The sequence below is a fragment of the Microcoleus sp. T3_A4 genome (genome assembly GCF_036700465.1).
GTDB lineage: Bacteria > Cyanobacteriota > Cyanobacteriia > Cyanobacteriales > Microcoleaceae > Microcoleus.
The window spans coordinates 235,307-257,517 of record NZ_JAUBOY010000002.1; the positions used below are offsets into that span (position 1 = coordinate 235,307).

22 protein-coding genes and 1 pseudogene are annotated in these 22,211 nt (G+C 45.7%); 8 read left to right on the plus strand and 15 right to left on the minus strand.

What is annotated here, in order from left to right:
* The first annotated feature begins 335 nt into the window (after positions 1–335).
* Positions 336–1,214 carry a peptidoglycan editing factor PgeF gene (gene pgeF, locus QUA07_RS02190; protein WP_333322192.1) on the plus strand — a complete coding sequence of 293 codons (879 nt, stop codon included), beginning with the start codon at positions 336–338 and terminating at the stop codon, positions 1,212–1,214.
* A 243-nt stretch (positions 1,215–1,457) separates the two neighbouring features.
* Positions 1,458–2,069: a CPP1-like family protein gene (locus tag QUA07_RS02195; protein WP_190663744.1), complete on the plus strand. Its 612-nt coding sequence runs from the start codon at positions 1,458–1,460 to the stop codon at positions 2,067–2,069.
* A 181-nt stretch (positions 2,070–2,250) separates the two neighbouring features.
* Here QUA07_RS02195 and QUA07_RS02200 read toward each other — a convergent pair whose 3' ends face one another.
* Positions 2,251–2,937, minus strand: coding sequence for an HAD family hydrolase (locus QUA07_RS02200; RefSeq protein ID WP_333322195.1), 687 nt, complete (start codon positions 2,935–2,937; stop codon positions 2,251–2,253).
* Between the two features lie 580 nt (positions 2,938–3,517).
* Between QUA07_RS02200 and QUA07_RS02205 the strand changes: the two genes are divergently transcribed.
* Both QUA07_RS02205 and QUA07_RS02210 read left to right on the plus strand, forming a co-directional pair.
* Positions 3,518–5,665: a diguanylate cyclase domain-containing protein gene (locus tag QUA07_RS02205; protein WP_333322197.1), complete on the plus strand. Its 2,148-nt coding sequence runs from the start codon at positions 3,518–3,520 to the stop codon at positions 5,663–5,665.
* On the plus strand, positions 5,646–6,179 hold the full coding sequence (locus QUA07_RS02210) for a GNAT family N-acetyltransferase (RefSeq protein ID WP_333322199.1): 534 nt from the start codon (positions 5,646–5,648) through the stop codon (positions 6,177–6,179). The genes QUA07_RS02205 and QUA07_RS02210 overlap by 20 nt, the downstream gene beginning before the upstream one ends.
* 20 nt (positions 6,180–6,199) lie before the next feature.
* Here QUA07_RS02210 and hppD read toward each other — a convergent pair whose 3' ends face one another.
* The 9 genes from hppD to QUA07_RS02255 form a co-directional block, all read right to left on the minus strand.
* The gene (gene hppD, locus QUA07_RS02215) at positions 6,200–7,261 is read right to left on the minus strand and encodes a 4-hydroxyphenylpyruvate dioxygenase (protein ID WP_333322202.1); all 1,062 of its coding nucleotides are present in this window, start codon (positions 7,259–7,261) and stop codon (positions 6,200–6,202) included.
* 408 nt (positions 7,262–7,669) lie between these two features.
* Positions 7,670–8,377, minus strand: coding sequence for an SDR family oxidoreductase (locus tag QUA07_RS02220; protein WP_333085141.1), 708 nt, complete (start codon positions 8,375–8,377; stop codon positions 7,670–7,672).
* Between the two features lie 83 nt (positions 8,378–8,460).
* Positions 8,461–9,870, minus strand: coding sequence for an NYN domain-containing protein (locus tag QUA07_RS02225; protein WP_333322204.1), 1,410 nt, complete (start codon positions 9,868–9,870; stop codon positions 8,461–8,463).
* Positions 9,871–9,912: 42 nt separating this feature from the next.
* Complete coding sequence (locus QUA07_RS02230; RefSeq protein ID WP_333322206.1) at positions 9,913–11,184, minus strand: APC family permease; 1,272 nt, start codon at positions 11,182–11,184, stop codon at positions 9,913–9,915.
* 243 nt (positions 11,185–11,427) lie between these two features.
* The gene (gene pstB / locus QUA07_RS02235) at positions 11,428–12,279 is read right to left on the minus strand and encodes a phosphate ABC transporter ATP-binding protein PstB (protein WP_333322208.1); all 852 of its coding nucleotides are present in this window, start codon (positions 12,277–12,279) and stop codon (positions 11,428–11,430) included.
* A 56-nt stretch (positions 12,280–12,335) separates the two neighbouring features.
* Complete coding sequence (pstA, locus tag QUA07_RS02240; protein WP_333198570.1) at positions 12,336–13,316, minus strand: phosphate ABC transporter permease PstA; 981 nt, start codon at positions 13,314–13,316, stop codon at positions 12,336–12,338.
* 82 nt (positions 13,317–13,398) lie between these two features.
* Positions 13,399–14,349, minus strand: a complete 951-nt coding sequence (pstC, locus tag QUA07_RS02245) for a phosphate ABC transporter permease subunit PstC (RefSeq protein WP_333198568.1) — start codon at positions 14,347–14,349, stop codon at positions 13,399–13,401.
* A 253-nt stretch (positions 14,350–14,602) separates the two neighbouring features.
* Positions 14,603–15,631 carry a phosphate ABC transporter substrate-binding protein PstS gene (gene pstS, locus QUA07_RS02250; protein WP_333322210.1) on the minus strand — a complete coding sequence of 343 codons (1,029 nt, stop codon included), beginning with the start codon at positions 15,629–15,631 and terminating at the stop codon, positions 14,603–14,605.
* Positions 15,632–15,878: 247 nt separating this feature from the next.
* Entirely contained in the window at positions 15,879–17,051 is a 1,173-nt protein-coding gene (locus QUA07_RS02255) for an NYN domain-containing protein (protein ID WP_333198564.1), read from the minus strand.
* Positions 17,052–17,160: 109 nt separating this feature from the next.
* On the opposite strand from QUA07_RS02255, the gene QUA07_RS02260 reads away from it, so the two are divergent.
* The gene (locus QUA07_RS02260) at positions 17,161–18,669 is read left to right on the plus strand and encodes a UbiD family decarboxylase (RefSeq protein ID WP_333322213.1); all 1,509 of its coding nucleotides are present in this window, start codon (positions 17,161–17,163) and stop codon (positions 18,667–18,669) included.
* A 184-nt stretch (positions 18,670–18,853) separates the two neighbouring features.
* Here the strand turns inward: QUA07_RS02260 and QUA07_RS02265 are convergent, their stop codons facing one another.
* Positions 18,854–19,066, minus strand: a complete 213-nt coding sequence (locus QUA07_RS02265) for a helix-turn-helix transcriptional regulator (RefSeq protein ID WP_333322217.1) — start codon at positions 19,064–19,066, stop codon at positions 18,854–18,856.
* Between the two features lie 20 nt (positions 19,067–19,086).
* Positions 19,087–19,299, minus strand: coding sequence for a helix-turn-helix transcriptional regulator (locus QUA07_RS02270; protein WP_333322222.1), 213 nt, complete (start codon positions 19,297–19,299; stop codon positions 19,087–19,089).
* A 129-nt stretch (positions 19,300–19,428) separates the two neighbouring features.
* Here QUA07_RS02270 and QUA07_RS02275 point away from each other — a divergent pair, with 129 nt between their 5' ends.
* Together QUA07_RS02275 and QUA07_RS02280 are read left to right on the plus strand one after the other, a co-directional pair.
* The gene (locus tag QUA07_RS02275; protein WP_333322226.1) at positions 19,429–19,671 is read left to right on the plus strand and encodes a hypothetical protein; all 243 of its coding nucleotides are present in this window, start codon (positions 19,429–19,431) and stop codon (positions 19,669–19,671) included.
* A gap of 129 nt (positions 19,672–19,800) precedes the next feature.
* Positions 19,801–20,589: a DUF4058 family protein gene (locus QUA07_RS02280; RefSeq protein ID WP_333322229.1), complete on the plus strand. Its 789-nt coding sequence runs from the start codon at positions 19,801–19,803 to the stop codon at positions 20,587–20,589.
* A 99-nt stretch (positions 20,590–20,688) separates the two neighbouring features.
* On the opposite strand, the gene QUA07_RS02285 is transcribed toward QUA07_RS02280, so the two are convergent.
* The 3 genes from QUA07_RS02285 to QUA07_RS02295 form a co-directional block, all read right to left on the minus strand.
* The gene (locus QUA07_RS02285; RefSeq protein WP_281363590.1) at positions 20,689–21,360 is read right to left on the minus strand and encodes an energy-coupling factor ABC transporter ATP-binding protein; all 672 of its coding nucleotides are present in this window, start codon (positions 21,358–21,360) and stop codon (positions 20,689–20,691) included.
* A 23-nt stretch (positions 21,361–21,383) separates the two neighbouring features.
* A complete protein-coding gene (locus QUA07_RS02290) occupies positions 21,384–21,653 on the minus strand; it encodes a hypothetical protein (RefSeq protein ID WP_190663726.1) in 270 nt (89 codons plus the stop codon).
* Positions 21,654–21,799: 146 nt separating this feature from the next.
* Entirely contained in the window at positions 21,800–21,979 is a 180-nt protein-coding gene (locus QUA07_RS02295) for a hypothetical protein (RefSeq protein ID WP_333322234.1), read from the minus strand.
* 89 nt (positions 21,980–22,068) lie between these two features.
* Between QUA07_RS02295 and QUA07_RS02300 the strand changes: the two are divergent.
* Positions 22,069–22,211 (plus strand): annotated as a pseudogene (locus QUA07_RS02300) (photosystem II D2 protein (photosystem q(a) protein)); the annotation flags it as partial.

The window sequence follows — 22,211 nt, forward strand, 5'->3', positions numbered from 1 at the left end:
TTACCGGGCTTGAGGCAATTTTTTTTGCACATAGAACAAGCTCAAATGCCTTACGCATTCACTCGCGATCGATATCCGGTTTTTTTGATCCCGATGGCACTTGCCTAGAAGTCTGTGACGGCCACACTGATGATAGCGCTTTGGCGTTCGTCTATGTTAATTAGTTGCCTATATTTCTGGGGTTTTGCAAAATTTGTGCGCTGTCGGTCGTCCTCAAACCGCAGACCGAGCGCGATTTTTTCCTAAAAGCTAGCCCGGCTTTTAAACTTCGCGGACAAAATTTTTGATTGTTTAGAATACAAGCTAAATGATGCGCTTGGGTAAGGATAGGTTTCATGACTGTAGCTGGCGATCGCTTGACAAATTTTCCTGAGTCTGAATGTGCCGGAGGACCTGACGGTATCAGTTGGGACTGGCAGAGTTCTGAAGGCTTGCCTTATCTGACTTGCAGCTTGCTTTCTCGCTGGTCTCACGGCTTTTTTACGCGCGATTTCTCGCCCCTGGGGCCGATCGATCTGACGGCAGTTCTCGAACCGGGAGCTAAAGTTTACCGACTCCAACAGGTACACGGCAATGCGGTAATCAAAACGAGTGATTTGTCCCCGGTTGTGGCTCCGGCCCCGGAAACCGCTGCCCCAAGCTATGCTGAGGCTGATGGCTTGGTTGCCGATCGAGAATTGGAGGCGCTCTGGGTTTGCTCGGCTGACTGCGTGCCGGTGCTGATTGCTGACGATCGCACGGGACTCGTTGCTGCAGTTCACGCGGGTTGGCGCGGGACTGCTGCTAAGATATTACCAGAGGCGATCGCTCAACTTGTGGCACAAGGCAGTCAACTAGAAAATCTGAAGATTGCTATGGGGCCGGCGATCGCTGGAGAGGTTTACCAGGTATCTGTGGAAGTAGCAGCGGAACTGGGAGCCACCATTGCTCCTAAGAGTGCCGTTAGTGCGACAGCAGACGGCATTCTAGAGTTTTTGCATCAACTGCCGGAAACGCCTGTCTTAGCCGATCCAGAACCGGGAAAAGTACGCTTGGATGTTCGCCTCTGCAATGCTCTGCAATTGCAGCAGTTGGGAATCGATCTTTCTCAAGTGGCGATCGCTCCTTTCTGTACTTATTCTGACTCGGATCGCTTTTTTTCCTACCGTCGCGATCGACTTAAAAAAGTCCAGTGGTCGGGAATTGTGAGTGCCTGCGGGACAAGTCCCTTCTGAGGGCATTTGGCAGAAGGTAAAATTTTAGACGGCCAAGATAAAAATAAAAATCTTTGGATTCATTATTTTTTATTTACGAATGCCAAATGCCTTCTAGTTTCTATTTTCGTAAGGTTTGCTGGTTCCTGTTTTAAAGCACCAAAAACTAGCAGCAAAACTTTTGGGAAAGCGGCAGAGCTCCCGCCCCGCTTTCCTCTCTTGTTAAGATTGCTCTATAACGAGAGTATTCAGCGGGTTATTACCATGAGTGAGCCAACTCCCTATCAACTTCTTGAAGTCGATGAAGATGCTTCTTTTGATGAAGTGCAAGAGGCCCGCACGCGCCTAGCTGAGCAGTACAGCGGTGACAAGAAACGTTTGGAATTGCTCGAAGCCGCTTACGACGCGATCCTTATGGATCGCCTGCGGCAGCGACAGGAAGGGAAAATTAAAGTACCCGAACGCATCCGTTTTCCCGAACGACTGACTCCCCCACCCCCAAGCTTTACTCCCTCTCCTCCTAGTGGCAGCCCAGCTTGGTTGCAGCGGCTAATCGATACTCCTAGTCGATCGGACATTTTGTGGCCGGCTGGGGTGTATGTGGGGTTAGGCGGACTGAGTATTTATCCGGCGGCTAATGATGGTTTACTACAGTTGACTCTGGCTCTTGGGGTCGGCTCTTGTCTTTATTTTGTTAATCGCAAGGAACAAAAATTTGGTCGCGCCGTGCTGCTGACTGTGGCTGGCTTGGTTATAGGCTTGTTGCTGGGAGGATTTTTGGGTTCTTTGGTCAGTCCGGCATTTATAACAACAGAGAAATTTATCGCTTTGTTTACGTTTTTAATTCTGTGGCTGGTCAGCGGTTTTCTGCGATAGTCAGCAGTCATTAGTCAGCAGTTATTAGTCAGCAGTTATTAGTCAGCAGCCAACCACTAATAACTGTGGAATCAAAACCTCCGACCAATAACATCAGCTAACAATTAATAACTAATGACTAATGACTAATGACTAACAATTAATAACTAATGACTAATGACTAATGACTAATGACTAATGACTAATTTTTGTGACCTAAAATAATCTCAACTGCTTCGCTCAAATTGTTAGCAATTAAATCCGGTTGGTGCATTTCTAGTTGGGCGCGATCGCGAATTCCGCACAAAACACCAATTACCTTGACACCGTGCGTCTTTGCTGCTACAATATCTGCCTCCGTATCCCCAACCATCCAAGTGTCAGAAGCCGGAGGCAGTTCGGCAAGAGCTTTTGCCATCAACAGCGGCTTATCTTTGACATCCCCGGTTTTAACGTAATCGTTGGGGAGGCAATAGCGGCGGTTTTCTGGGAAAAAATGCCCTAAATTGCAGCGGTTGAAGGCTTCATCTAGTTCCCTAACACGGCGCATGGTCATCACCGCTAAGTCTACTCCAGCGCCCTGCACCTTTTCGAGAGTTTCCAGAGCGGTGGGAACTGGTTGATCATAAATCATGTAGGGTAGGGTGTGGACGGTTTGACGGCGTTTCTGGGCAAAATCGCGGGCTTGGGCTGCGTCTAATCCTGAGACAATGCCAATTTCGGTTTCGGGAACCCGCGCGCGCTTCATGTCCCAAAACTCGGCTTTGGGGAGTTCTCGCACTGGTTGGCCCGAACGCTTAGTCTCGGCGAGACAATACTGGTAAACTCGGTAGTAGCGATCGGACACGTCCATAATCGGGCCGTCAAAGTCGGTAATAAGTCTCAGCATTTAGCAGAGTATTTTTAAGCTTTTATACAAATCCTTCGATACTATAGCAGTTCTCAATCTTGGTGAGGTATGCCCTATGCCCACGGAGGCCTATGCCCTATGCCCGCTTATCAAGCGTGCACCTCATGTTACTGAGAAAGGCTATATATCATTTAAAGGTAACACTTTCTTTACAAAAATTGACACAAATACCCAGGGGAGGTAAGGTCTATAGGAATGGTGCTAATTAAAGCAAACATTTGAATTAAACTGTGCTGTTCCTCAACTTGAGCGGTTGTCAGCCATATCGGGGAATTTAAAATTAAAATGTGCCGCACAAATAGTGTAAACCGCTACATATTGTTCATAAATCTCAACCTCAATCGAGGCTGATTTTGACTTCGTTTTCTCAAAAAAATTTGGTTCAATTAATATTTGACCCCATTTTTAAAATAAGCAAAAAACTGCTTGGAGAATCCAAAGTGTACTGTTTGCATAAATTAGCCAGCGGTAACAGGTGATGACATTTGCCAGGATAAAAATTCCCATGAGAAATCGCATCCAAACAACAACTAACTTTACCGGCTAACCTTTGAGAGAGATGCTCTACAATAACGAGATGCTTCCCACATTAACTGTAGAGAGCAGCCCCAGAAGTATTAATATTCTTCTTTATAAGCTGTTATCCTTACGCAGGATTGAGTACCTCACAGTCGATCGGGATCTTAAGATTAAAGAAATATCTTTGAAAGTGCAAGATTTTGCCTACATTCATGAGGAAGTAGGCGAAGGAAAAGACGTGCGCGATAGTTTTCCTGAACTAATCGGAATTGAAGGAATCCTTGAAGATATTATTGAAGAACGACAGCAAGATTGTCAGTTAAAATCAATTAGCCGAGTTCTCAAAGACGGATCTTATTTGTATCTAAATTTGTACATTTTTGGTTGTAAAGGACAAGCCAATGCTGACAGATTGATTATGTTATGCGAAGATGTGACAGATAGCATTGGATCTCAGCCAACCATTGTTCAGGCTGCCAATAAAACAAGTATTAAAGGCGATAACTTAGCGGCGGCTGGCGATTATATTGACAAAATTATTAATTCCCTAGGGGATGTTTTGTTCGTAACAGGAACATCGGGCCAAATCAAAAAAGTGAATAAAGCTGCACAGCAATTATTTGGATATACCGAATCGGAATTAATTGGCAAATCCATATCCATGATTACGGCAGAGGAGGAATTGTTACGCAAAGTCAGCCAGCTACCTCCTGCACTTAAAAGCGAATATTGGCCTCAAGTAAAAGTAGCTTGCCAAACGAAAATAGGTTTAAAGCTGATTGTTGCGTTTTCATGTTCTACTTTCGAGACAAGCCCAGGAAGCAAGGATGGAGATAGCGGGGTTATACAAGATTTTGTTTATATCGGCAAAGACATTACCAAGCAACAACGCATAAAAAAGTGTCAAGAAGCACAGTATGCTGTGACTCATATCCTGTCAGAATCAACTTCTCTAGATAGCGCCACTCCGAAAATTTTGCAAGCTATTTGCCAAAGTTTTGGGTGGGATTTTGGCGAACTTTGGACGCCTGCTGAGGCGGAGAAAGAAACTAGATTGGGTGAGGAAATAAAATCTGAAACAGATCCGCTTTGGTGCCTGCCGCTTTGCTGTCCGATCGAGGAAACTCCTTGTTGGCGGCGGGTGGCCGTTTGGCAGGCAGCGGAGGAAGTTAGGGAGTTTGCCGAAAACGACCAGCAGATTACTTTTGCTGCGGGTGAGGGTTTGCCGGGAGCGGTTTCCAGAAGCGGTTGTACGCAGTGGATTACTGATCTTGTGGGCGATCCCAATTTCGTGCGATCGCGCTTGGCCGAGGAAGCGGGATTGCGATCGGGATTCGGTTTCCCCATTCACGCTAGGAGCCAAGTTGTAGGAGTAATGACTTTTTTTTGCCGGGAAGAACTGCAACCAGATCAAGATTTACTTCAGATCATAGCTGTGGTAAGTTCTCAATTAGGAGAATTTGTCAAGCGCAAATATGCAGAGCAAGAATTGCAAGAAGCTGAAGCTTCAATCCGCTTTTTGTACGAACAAGAAAAACGCCAAAGTGAAGAATTAGCTCGGCAAAACTTAGCTTTAGAACAAGCCAAATTAGAATTACAAGCAGCTAACATGGAATTGCAGCGCCTCGCTGCGGTGGATGGATTGACTCAAATTCCCAACCGTCGCTGTTTTGACAAAAAATTGGAGTTAGAATGGCAGTTGATGGAGCGAGAAAAAGAGTCGCTATCTTTAATTTTGTGCGATATCGATTTTTTCAAACTTTACAACGATCATTACGGGCATCAAGGAGGCGACGAATGTTTAAAACAAGTAGCCGAGATTTTAGCTAGCAACGCTCAGCGGGCAGGAGATTTAGCCGGCCGCTACGGTGGCGAAGAATTTGCGGTAATTTTGTCGCGAACTGATGTGCAAGAAGCAAAGCGGGTAGCTGAAGCAATTCGCAGCGATTTGAAAGCAGCGGAAATTTTTCATGCTGCTTCCAAGGTAAGTAAGTTTATAACTCTCAGTATGGGTATCGCTACTACTGTACCTGCTGCTGGTTTATCGATCGAGGAGTTAATTGGACAGGCCGATCGAGCGCTGTATCGAGCTAAACTAGAAGGACGCGATCGTATAGTTGCCCTAGACTTGAAAATAGAATTTCAGGGCCCGAAAGGAGTATGTTCTGATGATTGTGAGAGAAGCTAACATCGCTGACGCACCTGCAATCGCACGGGTGAATCTAGATACTTGGCGCACAGCTTACCGGGAAATTGTACCAGCAAATTACCTCGCACAGTTATCCTATGAAAAGCGAGAAAGCAATTGGCAAGAAATCCTGGCAAACGTCAAAAAGACTGGCGTTTTTGTCTGCCTTGCTGAGAATGAATCGGGAGAAATTGTGGGTTTTGCTGCGGGTGGTTGCGAGCGCACAGGCAAATATGTATATAAAGGAGAATTATTTGCCATCTATATTTTGGAGGAATATCAGCGTCAAGGAATTGGACGGCAACTCGTGAAAACAGTTGCCACAAAATTGGCAGAATTAAGTTTGAACTCGATGCTAGTTTGGGTACTAGGAGACAATCCAGCCTATAAGTTTTATGAATTATTAGGAGGTGAAAAAGTAGAGGAACAGCAAACAAGTAGAGCAGGAGTTGCACTCAAAGAAATTGCCTACGGTTGGAAAGACATCGCAGTGCTGATTAACACGCCTGTATGACCGAAAAAGTGGAAGTTTTATCAATCATCTATCAAACTTCCTCTCTTCATTTGTTCACGTTCAATTGCCTCAAACAAAGCTCGAAAATTCCCCGCCCCAAAACCTCCAGCTTGCACCTGTTTCCCGTTAACTAAACTAACTCGGCGCTCAATAATCTCGAAAAAGAAAGTCGGTTCTGCAAAAATTGGCTGGGTAAAGATTTGCAGCAGCATCGCTGCGGGAGTATCTTCTTGCCAATCGGCCAAAACTTGACAAGCTGCAATTGCTTGCCAATCTGCGGGCAAATAGTTTTGCCGCTGCTGCAATTCGGAGTAGTATGTTGGAGGAACCGGCAGAAAAGGCAAACCGCACGATCGCAAATCGGCAACAACACCCACAATATTATTAGTTTGCAAAGCCATGTGCTGAATACCCGGCCCCCGATTGGCGCTCAAAAACTCTTGAATTTGAGAATTAGCTGATGCCGGTTCATTAATCGGGAATTGCACCCCACCTTCAGCGTGCACCATAACTTGGCTCCGCAAAGCCGATTTCTCAGTCTGAATGTCAAAATTTTGCTGCGGTTGAAAACCTAATATTTTTTGATACCAACTAACAGCACTTGACAAATCGCCCGATTCAACATTTAACACTACGTGGTCAATCCGGGTAAACAACGGCAGCTTATCCGAAGCCGATAGCAGTGAATGGCTGCCAATTCGCTCCACGAGCGTATGGCTTAAATCTCCCCAGCCCGCGATTTTTGCCCGCTTAAAATAGCCTCCTGCGTTTAGGTCTTCTTGAATCGGTTCCAGGATTTTAGCGCCTTCAGCAGCCGCTCTAGCTACCGCTAATTCAATATTTTTTACCCGAAAACCCACATCGGCAATCCCTGGAGGATGAAACTTCAACCAACTAGCAGCGGGACTAGCGGGTGTCAGAGGCGAAGATAAAACAAAACATACATTGCCGCTGCTGACAACTTCAGTGTGAGTGTGGCTGTTGGCATAACCTGCTATTGATTGAAAGCCTAACTTGCCGACAAACCAGTCGCGGGATACTTTAGCGTTTTCAACGTAAAATTGAATGCGATCGAACTCCATAATCAATAATTGAAAATGGAAACTGAAAAATGGAAAATCTGCTGATTTTCAAGGCAAAATTGCAAGGTAGAGACTGAGTAATGGATATTTTTCATACTTTTTATTGCGCGCCCACTTAATAATAACCTAAACATTGAATATCCTAGCTCCCTCTGAAGGCAGAAATAAGTCAGCACTTAAAAGAAAAGACACCCGGTGTCTGGGATAACTTGGGTTTGCCGCGACGCCTTCGCCAAAAGGACTTACGCAAAAAACAAATAGTTTGACGCGCGAATTATAGGGGTAAGGTGCGCCAGCCCGTGCACCCTACATAATTAAGTGCTGTACAAGTTCTCAAACCTAAAAATATCATAATTTTTCTTGCCTTCAGCTTCCGCTGCGTTCTGCCTTCAAATCATTCCTCAATAGCTAAAAGAACAAATGACTTTCCGGCTGAATATTAATCTCCATCGGCACAGCTTGCGGGTCAGCCGAAAGAGCAAACATAATCGCATTGGCGGCAGTTTCGGTACTCAGCATTTTTGACCTGTCTACCTTCAAACTCACATTATCCCAAAACGGAGAATCCACCCCGCCAAAATAGAATAGCGTAAACTTAATGCCGTAGCGTCGCAGCTCATCTGCCATGCACTTGCTGAAACCAACTACCCCAAACTTTGAAGCGCAATAAGCCGTTCCCATCGCCATCGAATGCTTGCCCAAAATCCCGATGACATTGCAAATGTGGCCGGATTTACGCTCTTTCATCACATTCGCCGCTGCTTGAGACGTGTAAAAACTGCCTTTTAAGTTCAAGTCAAGCATTGCATCTAAATCAGCGGGTTCTAACTTGTTCCACTGCTTGAGAATTCCGGCACCAGCGGCGTTTATGAGGGCATCAATTTGTCCGAAATGTTCCAGAGTTGTCTGCATCAACGTCTCGACTTGTGGCAAATCGGTGATATCTGTGGGCACGCACAGTACCTCTGTTGCCGAAATTTCGCTAGCTAAAGCGTCTAATTTACTGCTGTCTCTGGCGGCGAGCACTAGCCTCGCACCCGCATCAGCAAGTTTCCGGGCCACTGCTGAACCGATGCCGCCAGTCGCACCCACCACAACCACAACTTTGTCGTGCATATCCCTTTACATTTCTTTACGTCCAGATTGTATGATAACTCAAGTTGCTAGTAATGGGGATGTTGATATATTTTAATTTTTAATTAATTGAGGGAAACTTGCCAGCCTTTTTCGGCTTTTTTTAGCTGGAGAGAAGCGCAGGATTGCAAAAATTTAGTAAATTTCCTACCGAGATTAAAATCTTTAATTATTTGGGTAATTTGTTTGCCGTATTGTCGGTGAAATTCGCTGCCTACATTGGAGAGAAATACAGAATTTTCAGGAGAGTTGTCGGTTAAGTCGCCAACGATTTTGACCAGAGCTCTTTCCAAGTCTTCCAGAGAATTAATATCTGTCAAAGTTGCAGGTGCTGCCTGGTGGTTATTCAGATTTTCTTGGCTTAGTATTGGCGGTGGGGGTGACAGTCTCACTTCAAAAAGAGTGACATAAGTTTGAGAAGTTTCTGATGGTTTGTGCAGGACAAAATCGGTGGGATATTTCAGAAATATATCCCTGGTCTTAGTACCGAGCAAATGATGGGCAACAACTTGATTGAGGACTAAGCCGTAATTTTCTCTAAATAAAGCTGAAACAGTGGAAAGTTTTATCCACTGAGTTGAGGTGCGTTTCTGCTCTTTTTTGATTAATTCTTTGAGCTGAATAATTAATTCTTCGAGGGGTGTAATTTCCGGTATGGTTACAAGGGAATGGGTTTCCATTTGTCCGGTTTTGCTGTTTAAAACTATGATTTTATCTATTTGTTTGCGGACTTGAAATACGGTTAATCCGTGGGCTTGCAGTGTGTTGCTGAGGTGAGTCAGGGCGCGATCGGACGAACAGACAAAAATCTCTTTGGCTGTGGGATAATGTACGAAAATCGATGCGCCGACTGTAGCCATTTTTAAGTCGGCACTGTCTTTGCCGGGGGGGACGTGAATTAGTTGATAGCCGCGCTGGTGAAATTCGGCATCTTTTTTGCCCATGCTGCGCCAGTTGGCAAAGGCGACTTTGATTTGGATGGGATAGTGGCAAATTCCCTCTAGGAATTTTTCGGTTTCGATGGTGAGTTGCAAGTTTTCGACATCTAGCAGCAAGATAGCAATGCCGAGAGGAAGCGAATTTGTTTGATTGGTAGTGGGAGTGGGAGGTTTGGAGGAAACTGAGTTTTGTGATTTAGTGGGTGCTGTTTGAGATGGGGCTAGCTGCTGAATTTTGGCAAATAATTTGCTGAATTGAGGTGAATTAACGAATTCTGGAACCAGCAGAATTTGTAGGTATTTTTTTGCAGTCAGCAGCAGGGAATCTGTATCGCTGGCTACAGTGAAACTTTTTGTCAATTTTCCAATCAAAACTGACTGAAAATCAGGTTTAGCCCAGGGGGTTTTCCTATATTTTTCAGCTATCCATTCGGGATGCTGTTCCTGAATGGTAATTAGGGTTTGAGCTATATAGCGACTGATGGCGCTGAATGCGAGAGATTCTTGAGTCGCCAGCAAGGGAGTTCGATCGGGCATGGCCCTCTACAATGCGGGATGCTGTTTCAATTTATCACACTTCTAGTTTCTCGCCGGGAGTCGGACGATCGCCCGCCAAATTAAACCGGCGACAATTAATGCCAATCCTGTCAGCCAAATTTCCCTCTCCACCCAGAAAGCCAGAAACAGACAATTCCCCAAACCCACCCAAGCCAACCACTGCGGATAAAGCCTTTCGGCGGGGGAAAGTTGCAGCGCGGCGAGGTTGGTGATAGCGTAATATATCAAAACGCTAAAAGCGCTAAATGACCAAGTGGTTTTGACATCGCCGACGAGGATTAAAAGTGCTATCGTAACTTCGACAACCACCACAGCCACGTAGGGAGTTGTCCCCGAAGGATTCAGCCGCGCCAAGACTCTGGGCATATCCAGACGCCGCCCCATCGCCAGCCAGATGCGCGACAGCCCTAAAATTAAGTTCAGCAAAACTCCCAACATAGCGGTAATGGCGCCGACGGCTAGCAGTTGAGAAACTCCTGGAATTCGGAAACTGCGGGCGATGACTTCCAAAGGTGCAGTCGTACCGCCTATTTGTAAAGACAATTTATCGGCTCCCCCCGCGCCCGCGACAACTACTGCTACCCCCACGTAAAGCAGCATTGTCAGCACCAAAGTGAAAATTATGGCTTTGGGAATGGTTTCTCTCGGTTCCCGCACTTCCTCGCTCATGGTGGTGATGCGGGCGTAACCGCTATAAGCGACAAACATCAGGGCGGTGGCCTCGAAGATGGAGCCGATCGAGCTATCATTCTGTAGGGCGGGCATTTCCCACCTTACCTCTGGCAAACCTACAGCAACAAACACCGCTAAGGATAAAACTGTAACTGAGACTATGGCAGTATTGGCCATATTCGATCGCCTAATTCCCGTCAATACAATTAAAGTGAGGGTGGCGAGGGCGAATAAAGCTGTTAGGATCAGGTAAGTGCGATCGGCTACACCAACTGCATTTAAAAAATACCCCGCAAAACCTAAAGCAGCAGTAGCCGCAGAAGCCGTTTTCGCCAACAGAAACATCCAGCCGGCAGTGAAACCCAGCCAAGGATTGAGATATTTGTAGCCATATTCATAAGTACCGCCGCTAACAGGATGATTTGCCGCTAATTGAGCGCTGCTAAGGCCATTGCAAACAGCAACTAAAGCCGCAATACCTACAGCCAAAATCACTCCCGGCCCCGCAACTTCCGCAGCAATGCCGATACTCACAAATACTCCGGTACCGAGGATTGAGCCCAGGCCCATGAGAGTTGCGCCGAAAATACCTAACTCTCGCTTCAGCAGTGGTGAAGACATAAATATACTAGGCAAGATGCCTGCACAAAAATATTTGTCTGTTGTGGAACAGGCATCTTGCCTGTTCTGAAAACATAACTATAGCAGGCAAGATGCCTGCACAAAAATATTTGTCTGTTGTGGAACAGGCATCTTGCCTGTTCTGAAAACATAACTATAGCAGGCAAGATGCCTGCACAAAAATATTTGTCTGTTGTGGAATAGACATCTTGCCTGTTCTGAAAGAGGTTCAAGATGTAAGTATTAACCGAAACGGCCTTGAATGTAATCTCTCGTACTCGAATTGCCCGCAGAAGTAAAAATCTTACTTGTCGGCCCAAATTCCACCATGCGGCCGATGCGACTTTCATCAGTATTAAAGAAAGCCGTGTAATCAGAAACGCGAGCCGCCTGCTGCATATTATGCGTCACAATTACAACTGTTAACTGCTGCCGCAGAGTCTGAAACAACTCCTCAATCTTCTTCGTAGAAATCGGATCTAGAGCAGAACAAGGTTCATCCATCAACAAAATTTTCGGCTTCACAGCCAAAGCGCGAGCAATACAAAGCCGCTGCTGCTGTCCCCCCGAAATCCCCTGAGCCGATTTATTCAAATCGTCTTTGACTTCATCCCAAAGCGCCGCACTTTTGAGTGCCGATTCCACAATTTCATCTAATTCTGCTTTGCTTTTGCGACCAAAAATCCTCACCCCGTAAGCAATATTATCGTAGATGCTCAGTGGAAAAGGATTCGGTCTTTGAAACACCATCCCAATTTGCCGACGCAAACTATTAATGTTTACTTTTGGGCTGTAAATATCCTGTCCAAAAAACTCTACTCTTCCTTTAATTTTAACTTTTCCCTCCAATTCACCAATCCGGTTGAGAGCTTTGAGAAACGTAGATTTGCCGCAACCTGAAGGACCAATAATAGCCGTCACTTGCGGGTGAGGGATATTCATCGATAAATTTTCTAAGACTTTGTGAGTTCCGTAATAAAAACTCAAGTCCTGAACCCGCAGTGCTGGCATTGCATTGGGGTCTATTTCCGGGGCGGCATCTTCTAGGAATTGATCTGTATAGTTTTCGGATTTCAAGTTAGCTTTAGGTTTCATTATTTAGCTGGTTATCTTGTTAATATTTGACTGAGAGATGCACTTTAGTTATTGATTTATCGATTTTGCAAGCGTTTCCGAGTTACTGTACGGGATGCGACGCTAGCAATCAAAACCATACCCAAAAGGACAGAGGCAGCAGTCCACGCCAATTCGTTCTGCTCTTTGTAAGGAGAGCTGGCGTAGCTGTATATTAATACTGACATGGAAGGAGTCGGGGTCAGCAGTGTTTCGGGAATTTCTTTGAGTTTTGCAATGGTTTCTGCACCTATAGGGGACTGCATTATCTCGCCCAATTTATCAACTAAAGGAGGCCAAAATTGACTCGATAACGCCGTTACAATCAACGGTGCGGTTTCGCCGGCGGCGCGGGAAGCAGCGAGTAAAATACCTGTGGTAATAGTTGGAAGTGCTGAGGGTATGATAATGCGAAACATAGTTTGAAAGCGTCCGCCTCCCAAACCAGCAGAAGCGAGGCGGTAAGAAGTAGGCACTAATTTTAATGCTTGTTCTGTTGTCAGAGCAACCACTGGAAGCATGATGACGCCGAGGGCAAAACCGCCTGCTAAGGATGAAAATGCTTTGGTGGTAACGACGATTAGGGCGTAGGAAAAGACGCCAACTACGATCGAGGGAACGCTGCTGAGAATGACGGTGATAAAGCGAATACTATTGGCTATCGCTTTGTTTTCTCTACCAAACTCAGACAAAAATATTCCCGTCATTACGCCGATAGGTACGCTAATTAATGTCGCAATTCCCACCATTAAAGCAGTGCCGAGAATCGCATTAGCAAAGCCGTTGGGCTGGTCTTCAACTCCGACGGGTGCGGGCAGAGATACTAGCACTTCCCAGCTCAAATGTGTAAGTCCTTCCCCCAGAATTTTGTATAAAATAGCAAACAAAGGGAGCAGGGCTAGAGCTGTCAGAGCGAAAGCGATAACTGTCATTCCCCGGCTGAAAAAAGTTCGGCTTAGCGACAGGGGGTTGGTGATTTCTGCATCCAGAATACTATCTAATTTTTGTGCTTGAGCCATGGGATTTTAGATTTGAGATTTTAGATTGAACCAGGGGATAAATCTGGCGGCGCGGCTTGTGACCAAATTGCTTTCGATGATGTTAAGTTTTAGCTTTTTTGGCCCCAATTAGCTGAACCAACAATACTGCGATCGCATTTACGAACAGAGTGATCACAAATAAAATTAAGGCTAAATACATCAAAGCGCCGGTGTGCAGCGGTTCTACAGCTTCCCGAAATTGACTTGCCAAAACAGCAGGAATTGAGTAGCTGGGAGCCAGCAGGGATTTGTTAATTTGAATCGAGTTGCCAATCACCATTGTGACTGCCATTGTTTCGCCTAAAGCGCGTCCCAATGCTAATATGGTGGCGCCGATAATCCCCGAACTAGCTGCTGGTAATAACAGCTTAAATATTGTTTCCCAGCGGGTGGCACCAAGGGACATGGAAGCGCTTCGCACATCTACTGGAACCGACATCAATACATCGCGGCTGATGGCGGCTACTGTTGGCAAAATCATAATCGATAAAAGGATTCCAGCGGGCAGCATTCCGGGGCCTAAAGGTTCGCTGCTGAACAAGGGAAACCAACTGAAATTATCAAACAATGACTGCTGCAATGGCAACAAGAAGGGAATCAAAACAAATATTCCCCAAAGGCCAACTATTACGCTGGGAATAGCCGAGATTAATTCAACCATGAATCCCAAGGGCGATCGCACCCAAACGGGTAAGAAGTTCTCGCTAGTAACTATAGCTACTGACAGCCCTAAAGGAAGTGCGATGATTATGCCGATCGCAGAACTAATTACAGTACCGTAAATAAACGGCAAAGCCCCAAACTGCAACTCACCGATATCCCACTTGGGATTCCACAAGAAAGAGAGTCCAAATTGGCTAATAGCAGGCCAAGCATCTTTAAAAATTACCGCACTCATCAAAAACAACGTACCCGCTGTTGCTAGGGCAAAACCCCATACAAATAGTGTAAATCCTGACTCCATCCATAGACCTTCACCAGCAGTATCTGTCAAATCTACTTCTGTGTTCATTTCTGTCGGTTTCCGAGTCAATCTATCCCGCTTTTTTGAAATATTGGTCATACCAAAATTAGTGCGTACAAAGTAAAATACTTGCTTAAAGGACGAGGAATTATAATGGGCTGGTTGCGCGCTGGGAACCTAGTTTGTAAGGTACGCAGTGCGTACCTTACACAGTAAATTTAGTGCACACTAACCTGATCATTTATGAATTTTGAGTCATCGATTTAACTCGTCAACTCATAACCCCGTGCGATCGCCGGAATTAACCTCTGGCAATCACAGTCTGATTAACTGCTTGAACCACCTTTTGAGCTGTAGCTGAAGGAATCCGAGTAAACTCTAGCTGTTTGTTGATACCTTGACCTGTAGTCATCACCCAATTAACCATCTTTTTAATAGCCTCTGCTTTCGCAGCAGGATACTGTTTGTAGATTAACAGCCAAGTCAAACCAACAATCGGATAACCGTCGTTGGGATTGCCTTCTACTAAGCGGAAGTCTGCGGGGAATGTTTCCCCTGCTAAAGCTTTCTCTGCTTCAGCCAAGCTAGGGTCTACAAACCTGCCAGCTTTATTTTGAATAAATGCTGTTTGAAGATTGTTTTGCCGAGCAAAAGTATCTTGAACATAGCCGATCGCACCCGCTGTATTCTTCACCAAAGCAGCTACGCCGGGGTTTCCTTGACCCCTGACAGCGGTGTCTGGCCACTTCGGCTGAGCGGCAGCTTTGATGGTGCTACCAGTTGCCTGCAAATGATTAGCAAAAATAAAACTAGTACCGCTGCTGTCTGCCCGTACAGCTACTCGAATCGCAGTATTTGGCAAGTTTTTAGCTTGTCCAGAAATTCCGGCTATTTTCGCATCATTCCAGCGAGTAATCTTGCCTTCAAAGATACCGTTCATGGCATCCTTATTTAGCCTCAGATTGGTCACTCCGGGCAAGTTGTAAACAACTGCAACAGCGCCGCCAGCCGTGGGAACAGCTATTACACCCCGCTTTACCTCAGCGATTTGTGCAGCAGTCATCAGCGCATCGCTGCCTGCGAAATCAACATTGCCTGAAATTAATGCTTTGATGCCAGCACCGCTACCAGTTCCTTCGTAGTTTACAGTAATTTGATTTGCACTTCTCATTTGAGAGAAGTAGCGATCGTAAAGAGGTTTAGGGAAAGTTGCTCCCGTACCGTTTAGTGTGACGGCTGCTACAGCAGAATTAATCAAAGTCAGCGAGAATGCTGCTGCTGCAAGTGTCACTATAAAACTACGTCGCCAACGTCCTGTGAAAAAATTCATATTCCTCCTCTCCCTTAATAGCCGACTTTGCAAATCTCCTCCATAGGATAGACTGAAACCTCCAAAGAAAGGGATATAAAAGAATAAGCTTGTTTTAAATTTTGGTTAATAACAGATTAAATAATAAAAGAATAAGCTTGTCTTAAATTTTGGTTAATAACAGATTAAATTTTCAGACGGAAGACTCGGAGACCTGATTTCTTAAATACATCAGGGAGCTGACTGTGCGATCGCCAATTGATAATTCTTATCCTTCTTCTGAACTGTCCATCTTTGGCATGATTGCCACGTGATGTTCGCTACCGATTAATATTACTTTAAAATCCGCCGATTCAGACTGGAATAATTTGATTAGACTGGAATTATTCCCCAACAATTGTTTGACAATTAAATCAGCATGAAACTGATATTTGGCAAAAAATTTTTTCTTAATTATTGCCACAGGAATATAATCCTCTTTTAACTCAACTTTTGCAGTTTCAATTATTTGCACAAGTATATATTTTAAAACATCCAGCGACTCAATAGGATTTGAATTGAGATCGGGAATTATTTCTGGCAAATTTTGATTGACAACAACAGAAGCCAAAGATACTTCAGCCACCGGTGTCACTTCGTTTTCTCCTGATTCCGACACTGCTGTGGCAGGGGAAGTTGTAGAAGGGAAAACAATAGTACGACGATCTTGAAAAAACTCAGCCACACTAGAAAATCTAGCTATCCGCTCATCAATAGATTTGTGTTCAGCCTTCAAAAACTCACCAATTTGATTAGCCAATTCTTCAAAACTAGGGACTTCCTGTTCCCTTTTGCAAGAATAGTGATTAGTATCACCAGTCCGAAGATTTTCTACAGACAACACAGCATTTTGTCGTCGCACCCGAAACACAGTCAATCCCTGATTTTGCAACTGATTGCAAAGGTGATTTAACAAACCGTCAGAAGAACAGACAAAAACTTGTTTTACATCCCTATAACGGTATAAAATAGCAGCGCCAAAAGCAATCATTTTACCGTCAGCACTATTAGCACCACCCGGAACGTGAATCAGTTCGTAACCGCGATCGTAAAGTTCAGCATCCAACTTGCCAGTAGTCGGCTTTTTCCAGTTAGCAAAAGCAATTTTAACTTGTAGGGGAGAGCCATACAAACTGGCTAAAAATTTTTCAGCATTAACGTCCAGTTTCAAGTTTTCTGCGTCTAGGAGCAAAATAGCTAGGCCCCGATCGCACTCTGAGCTTTTGTCGGCGATTCCCTTCGGGATAGCTTCGCTTAACGCACCTTCCCCGCACCTGCTGCTAGACGGCGGTAGCAAAGCCTCAAACAATTGTTGACCGTTAGGCTGACGCGGATAAAACTGTTGGCTGCGAGAACGACCGTTTTTACGAAATCGCTCAGGCGATCGTCGGGGATTTTTCACAATCTATCGAACGAGTATCGGGAATTTTTGATTAACTTATCATCGCAGTTTAACTTGTGGCAGTCGATCGGCTCATAATAACAAAAGAACGTTAACAATTCTTAAAAAAATGGCTAGAGACTTGCGGGGATTCCTCAAACTACTCGAAGAACGGGGACAACTGCGCCGAATTAGTGCCTTAGTCGATTCCGACCTCGAAATTGCCGAAATTTCCAATCAAATGCTGCAAAAAGGCGGCCCTGGACTGCTGTTTGAAAACGTCAAAGGGGCCGAATTCCCCGTTGCAATCAACCTGTTGGGTACGGAACAGCGCGTTTGCTGGGCGATGAACATGGAAAAGCCGATCGAACTAGAAGAGCTCGGCAAAAAATTAGGAATGCTGCAACAGCCAAAACCACCGAAAAAGATTTCCCAAGCGATAGAATTCGGCAAAGTCCTGTTCGACGTAGTAAAAGCCAAACCCGGCCGCGACTTTTTCCCAGCTTGTCAGCAAGTGGTAATTGAGGGAGAAGGGCTGGATTTGAACAAAATCCCGATGATTCGCCCTTATCCGGGAGATGCGGGCAAAATTATCACCCTGGGTTTGGTAATTACCAAAGATTGCGAAACCGGTACGCCGAATGTGGGGGTTTATCGGTTGCAGTTGCAGTCAAAAAACACGATGACTGTACACTGGTTATCGGTGCGGGGCGGGGCGAGGCACTTGCGGAAAGCGGCGCAGGCTGGTAAAAAGTTGGAAGTTGCGATCGCCCTTGGAGTCGATCCTTTAATCATTCTCGCCGCAGCAACACCAATTCCTGTAGATTTATCGGAATGGTTATTTGCCGGACTTTATGGCGGTTCCGGCGTGCAATTGGCCAAGTGCAAAACCGTAGATTTGGAAGTACCGGCGGACTCGGAAATTGTGTTAGAAGGAACGATTACGCCGGGGGAAGTTCTGCCCGACGGGCCCTTCGGCGATCACATGGGTTATTACGGCGGCGTGGAAGATTCGCCGCTGGTTCGATTCAACTGCATGACGCACCGCAAAGACCCGATTTATCTGACCACATTTAGCGGGCGGCCACCGAAAGAAGAAGCAATGATGGCGATCGCGCTTAACCGTATTTATACCCCTATTTTGCGGCAGCAAGTATCGGAAATTGTCGATTTCTTCTTACCGATGGAAGCGCTTAGTTATAAAGCGGCAATTATCTCGATTGATAAAGCATATCCCGGTCAAGCGCGCAGGGCTGCTTTAGCATTTTGGAGTGCATTACCGCAGTTTACATACACTAAGTTTGTGATTGTTGTCGATAAAAGTATCAACATTCGCGACCCGCGTCAAGTAGTTTGGGCAATTAGTTCTAAAGTCGATCCGGTTCGGGATGTATTTATTCTGCCGAATACGCCTTTTGATACGTTAGATTTTGCCAGTGAAAAAATTGGTTTGGGAGGCCGAATGGGGATTGATGCTACTACGAAGATGCCGCCGGAAACGGATCACGAATGGGGGGAAGTTTTGGAGTCAGATCCGGATGTGGCGGCGATGGTAGAAAGGCGTTGGGCAGAGTATGGTTTGGCCGATTTGAATTTGGGTGAAGTCGATCCTAATTTGTTTGGATATGAGATGAGGTAGGGAAGCGAAACAATGTTGTCTCCTGGCTTTTTTGAGTAAAATACAATTCCTCAATTGCTGACAATACAGTAGGGACACAACAATGTTGTGTCCTGGTTTTTTTGAGTAAAATACTAGAAACACAACATTATTATGTCCTTAGACCATCAACTCTCTTTGAATCTTCACGAGCATTATTTTTTCTTTACTGTTCCAAAATCTCAACTAAATCTTCGATCGCAATATCAAACACGCGAGCCATTTTGTTTAAAGCTGTGTAATCTACAGTTGCCAGCTTGGGAGAATGGGCATAACTTCTAACGGTACTGTAAGGAATGCCCGATCGCTCAGAAACTTCTTTAAGCGTCCAACCCTTCTCCTCAGCTAGTTCTCGAACGCGCAACCGAGTTAGACCCATCTTCCCGCTGACAAATCAGTTTACCGTTCCAAAACCTCAACCAAGTCTTCCACCATCACATCGAAGACTTCAGCAAGTTTCTGCAAAGCCGTGTAGTCCACCGTTGCCAGCTTAGGAGCTTGCGCGTAATTTTTGACCGTGCTGTACGGAATACCCGTTCTCTCCGAAACTTCTTTCAGCGTCCAACTCTTCTCCTCAGCCAGTTCTCGAACTCGCAACCGTATTAACCCCATTTATGCTTGACAGAAGCTACGTCTTTAGCTTTTAATAAAAGTGTTAGATATAGCGATCGCCCTCGGACCTGAGAAATCTAGAGCGATCGCCTTTCATTCACCACCCACAAAAGTGGGAAGGATTTTCCTATGATACCAAAACAACCGACATATCGCGATCGACTTCAACCTTGGCATCTAATTCGCCACCTCCCCAACAGTCAGCGGTTAACAGTCGCCCGTTTCGCCCGCCGCCCCGATGCCGAATCTTACCTAAATGCACTGCGCCGTTTAATGCCCGCAGTCCCGCATACAATTGTGTTCGTAAATGCGGTGTCTGTGTTGGATGAAAACAGCGTTCCAATTCAAACACAATTGCCTATCGAAGTTTAATTGTTGAAAAGTGCGATCGCCCTTCCACAAATAGAAATTATTCTATTTGACAGGAAGTGCGATCGCCCCTAATTTTCCCAAAACAACATTGCTAAACTGTAAATAGACTTAAGTCAAGGAGTCACATCAATGCCATCTCCCTTTCCCGGTATGGACCCGTATTTAGAGCATCCCGAACTCTGGCCTGCTCTACACCACTGGCTAATTATTGAAATTGCCAGATTATTATCTCCGCAACTACGTCCTAAGTATTTAGTGTCTGTAGAAGTGAGAATGTATGAAACCGCTGACGACAATTTATCAATTGGCATTCCTGATCTAAACATAATTCAGCCAAGAACCACAACCGAATTAATAACATCAAACGTAGCCGTTGCAGCGCCACCAACACAACCCTTGACAGTAAATATTCCCATGCCATACCAGGTTCGGGAAGGCTATTTAGAAATTAGAGAAAGAGGAAACCAAGAATTAATCACCCTGATTGAAATCCTCTCGCCTAGCAATAAGCGCCCAGGAAAAGGACGACAAATGTACGAAGAAAAGCGAGAAGAAATTTTAGGTAGCCGCACTCATTTAATTGAAATAGATTTATTGCGGCGCGGTCAAAAAATGCCAGTTATTGGCAATGACATTGAAAGCCACTATAGCGTTTTGGTGTGTCGGGGAAATCGCCGTCCCAGAGCCGATTTGTATGCTTTTAACGTGCAGAACCCGCTGCCTGCCTTTCCTTTACCACTGCGATCGGGCGATACCGAACCTATAATCAATTTGCAGGAATTATTCACTCAAATTTACGACATAGCAAGTTACGACCTGAAGATAGATTATCGCAACTGGGAAGTCATACCACCGCTGTCAGAAGCCGATACAATTTGGGCAAATGCTTGGTTGCGCGATCGAGGATTGCGAGATTGATTTGGCGTGCAGCCATCCTCTTAGTCTGCGGAGGCAGACTTCGTTTTTGTAGAAGCGATTTCAATCGCAGAATGACTTAATTCAAGCATTGCTTGAGGGCTAAACATCTTGACTTTGCATCAACCGCTGCTTCAAACGCGCCGGATCTCCCCGATCGACAACTTGGCCCTTTTCCAACAAAAAAGCCCCATCACAATAATTCAACTCATCCAAACGGTGAGTCACCCACAAAGCCGTAATCCCGCGATTTTTCACCAACCGCTGCACCGCCGCCACCAAATCCAACTGAGAATCAGGATCTAACAAAGCCGTCGGTTCATCCAACAGCAGAATTTCGCAGTGACGGGCGATCGCCCCAGCCAGGGCAATTCGCTGCTTCTGGCCCCCACTCAAAGCATAAATCGGCCGCCGCTGCAAATCCAGCAAATTCACAGCCTCCAAAGCCTCCGCCACCCTCTCCCGCACCTGAACGTTAGAAAGCTTTTCCTCCACCAAACCAAAAGCCACATCCGCACCAACCGTCGGCATCACCAATTGGTGATCCGGGTTTTGGAACACAAAACCCACCCGCCCACCGAGGTCAATTTCCCCCGACTGGGGGTGCAGCAGCCCAGCCATCAGCCTCAACAGCGTAGACTTGCCGCTGCCGTTAGTGCCCAAAAGCATCCAAAACTCGCCCTTCGGTACATCCAGAGAGCAACCTTGCAACACTCGATCGCCCGACGGCCAGCAAAAACCCAAATCCCGCACAGCAACGGCTGACTGGCTCATATCGGCACCAACACCCCCAGCCCTCATTCTGCTGTCATCGAGACAAAACCAGGGGATCTGCCTGTAGATGACGCCCCCGATTTCTGAGAAACCACCACCCCAGAAATCTCGCTGCTGAGTACAGCCACCTTTTTCTCAGGATTTTTCTCGCAGGTGAGTTCCAAAATTTGCGGTTGGGAGTTGCGAATCGCCGCCAGTACCTGCTGGTAAACAGTCTCAGCGTCCTCCTCCAACTTCCGCTGCACCGACAGCGAGACGGGCGTATTTTTCACAATGATGTCAATGCTGAACATATAGTCTTAAAAACCTAAGTTTGGAGCTCTCTCCTCAGTATATATATAGGACTTACCCACGGAAACCCAGTTTCTTAGAAAAATCAGAGGTTGAGGGCGATACATCTACCAATCCACGGGGCTTCTGACGCAAAGCGCAGAGACTCCTATATAGTAGAAGTTCCCAAATGCAGGGCAAAGACTTCGGGGACTTCGAGGGCTTCGGGGACTTCGCACAAGTCAAAAGTCAAAAGTCGGAAGTTTTTTAAGAAAAACTTGCTCTTGTAAAGAATTACCTCTATAATCGTCAATACGGTAAAGAAAAGTAAACTCTGTTCATAATCCAACTTGTTTTCTGCTAAGCAGAGGCAACGGTGGAAGACTCATGACTAGAGACAGATCCGTTGTAATTATATCCATTTGGAGATTTGCGTAAATGACAATCGCAGTCGGACGCGCCCAGACCGAAAGAGGCATATTTGATGTCCTCGACGACTGGCTTAAACGCGATCGCTTCGTCTTCGTAGGCTGGTCTGGCATCCTGCTATTCCCCTGCGCCTACCTAGCCATCGGTGGCTG

Bases quoted from the DNA above. Each gene is read 5' to 3' on its own strand.
- pgeF (WP_333322192.1), top strand. From the start codon at position 336: ATGACTGTAGCTGGCGATCGCTTGACAAATTTTCCTGAGTCTGAATGT.
- QUA07_RS02195 (WP_190663744.1), top strand. From the start codon at position 1,458: ATGAGTGAGCCAACTCCCTATCAACTTCTTGAAGTCGATGAAGATGCT.
- QUA07_RS02200 (WP_333322195.1), bottom strand. From the start codon at position 2,937: ATGCTGAGACTTATTACCGACTTTGACGGCCCGATTATGGACGTGTCC.
- QUA07_RS02205 (WP_333322197.1), top strand. From the start codon at position 3,518: ATGCTCTACAATAACGAGATGCTTCCCACATTAACTGTAGAGAGCAGC.
- QUA07_RS02210 (WP_333322199.1), top strand. From the start codon at position 5,646: ATGATTGTGAGAGAAGCTAACATCGCTGACGCACCTGCAATCGCACGG.
- hppD (WP_333322202.1), bottom strand. From the start codon at position 7,261: ATGGAGTTCGATCGCATTCAATTTTACGTTGAAAACGCTAAAGTATCC.
- QUA07_RS02220 (WP_333085141.1), bottom strand. From the start codon at position 8,377: ATGCACGACAAAGTTGTGGTTGTGGTGGGTGCGACTGGCGGCATCGGT.
- QUA07_RS02225 (WP_333322204.1), bottom strand. From the start codon at position 9,870: ATGCCCGATCGAACTCCCTTGCTGGCGACTCAAGAATCTCTCGCATTC.
- QUA07_RS02230 (WP_333322206.1), bottom strand. From the start codon at position 11,184: ATGTCTTCACCACTGCTGAAGCGAGAGTTAGGTATTTTCGGCGCAACT.
- pstB (WP_333322208.1), bottom strand. From the start codon at position 12,279: ATGAAACCTAAAGCTAACTTGAAATCCGAAAACTATACAGATCAATTC.
- pstA (WP_333198570.1), bottom strand. From the start codon at position 13,316: ATGGCTCAAGCACAAAAATTAGATAGTATTCTGGATGCAGAAATCACC.
- pstC (WP_333198568.1), bottom strand. From the start codon at position 14,349: ATGAACACAGAAGTAGATTTGACAGATACTGCTGGTGAAGGTCTATGG.
- pstS (WP_333322210.1), bottom strand. From the start codon at position 15,631: ATGAATTTTTTCACAGGACGTTGGCGACGTAGTTTTATAGTGACACTT.
- QUA07_RS02260 (WP_333322213.1), top strand. From the start codon at position 17,161: ATGGCTAGAGACTTGCGGGGATTCCTCAAACTACTCGAAGAACGGGGA.
- QUA07_RS02265 (WP_333322217.1), bottom strand. From the start codon at position 19,066: ATGGGTCTAACTCGGTTGCGCGTTCGAGAACTAGCTGAGGAGAAGGGT.
- QUA07_RS02270 (WP_333322222.1), bottom strand. From the start codon at position 19,299: ATGGGGTTAATACGGTTGCGAGTTCGAGAACTGGCTGAGGAGAAGAGT.
- QUA07_RS02275 (WP_333322226.1), top strand. From the start codon at position 19,429: ATGATACCAAAACAACCGACATATCGCGATCGACTTCAACCTTGGCAT.
- QUA07_RS02280 (WP_333322229.1), top strand. From the start codon at position 19,801: ATGCCATCTCCCTTTCCCGGTATGGACCCGTATTTAGAGCATCCCGAA.
- QUA07_RS02285 (WP_281363590.1), bottom strand. From the start codon at position 21,360: ATGAGCCAGTCAGCCGTTGCTGTGCGGGATTTGGGTTTTTGCTGGCCG.
- QUA07_RS02290 (WP_190663726.1), bottom strand. From the start codon at position 21,653: ATGTTCAGCATTGACATCATTGTGAAAAATACGCCCGTCTCGCTGTCG.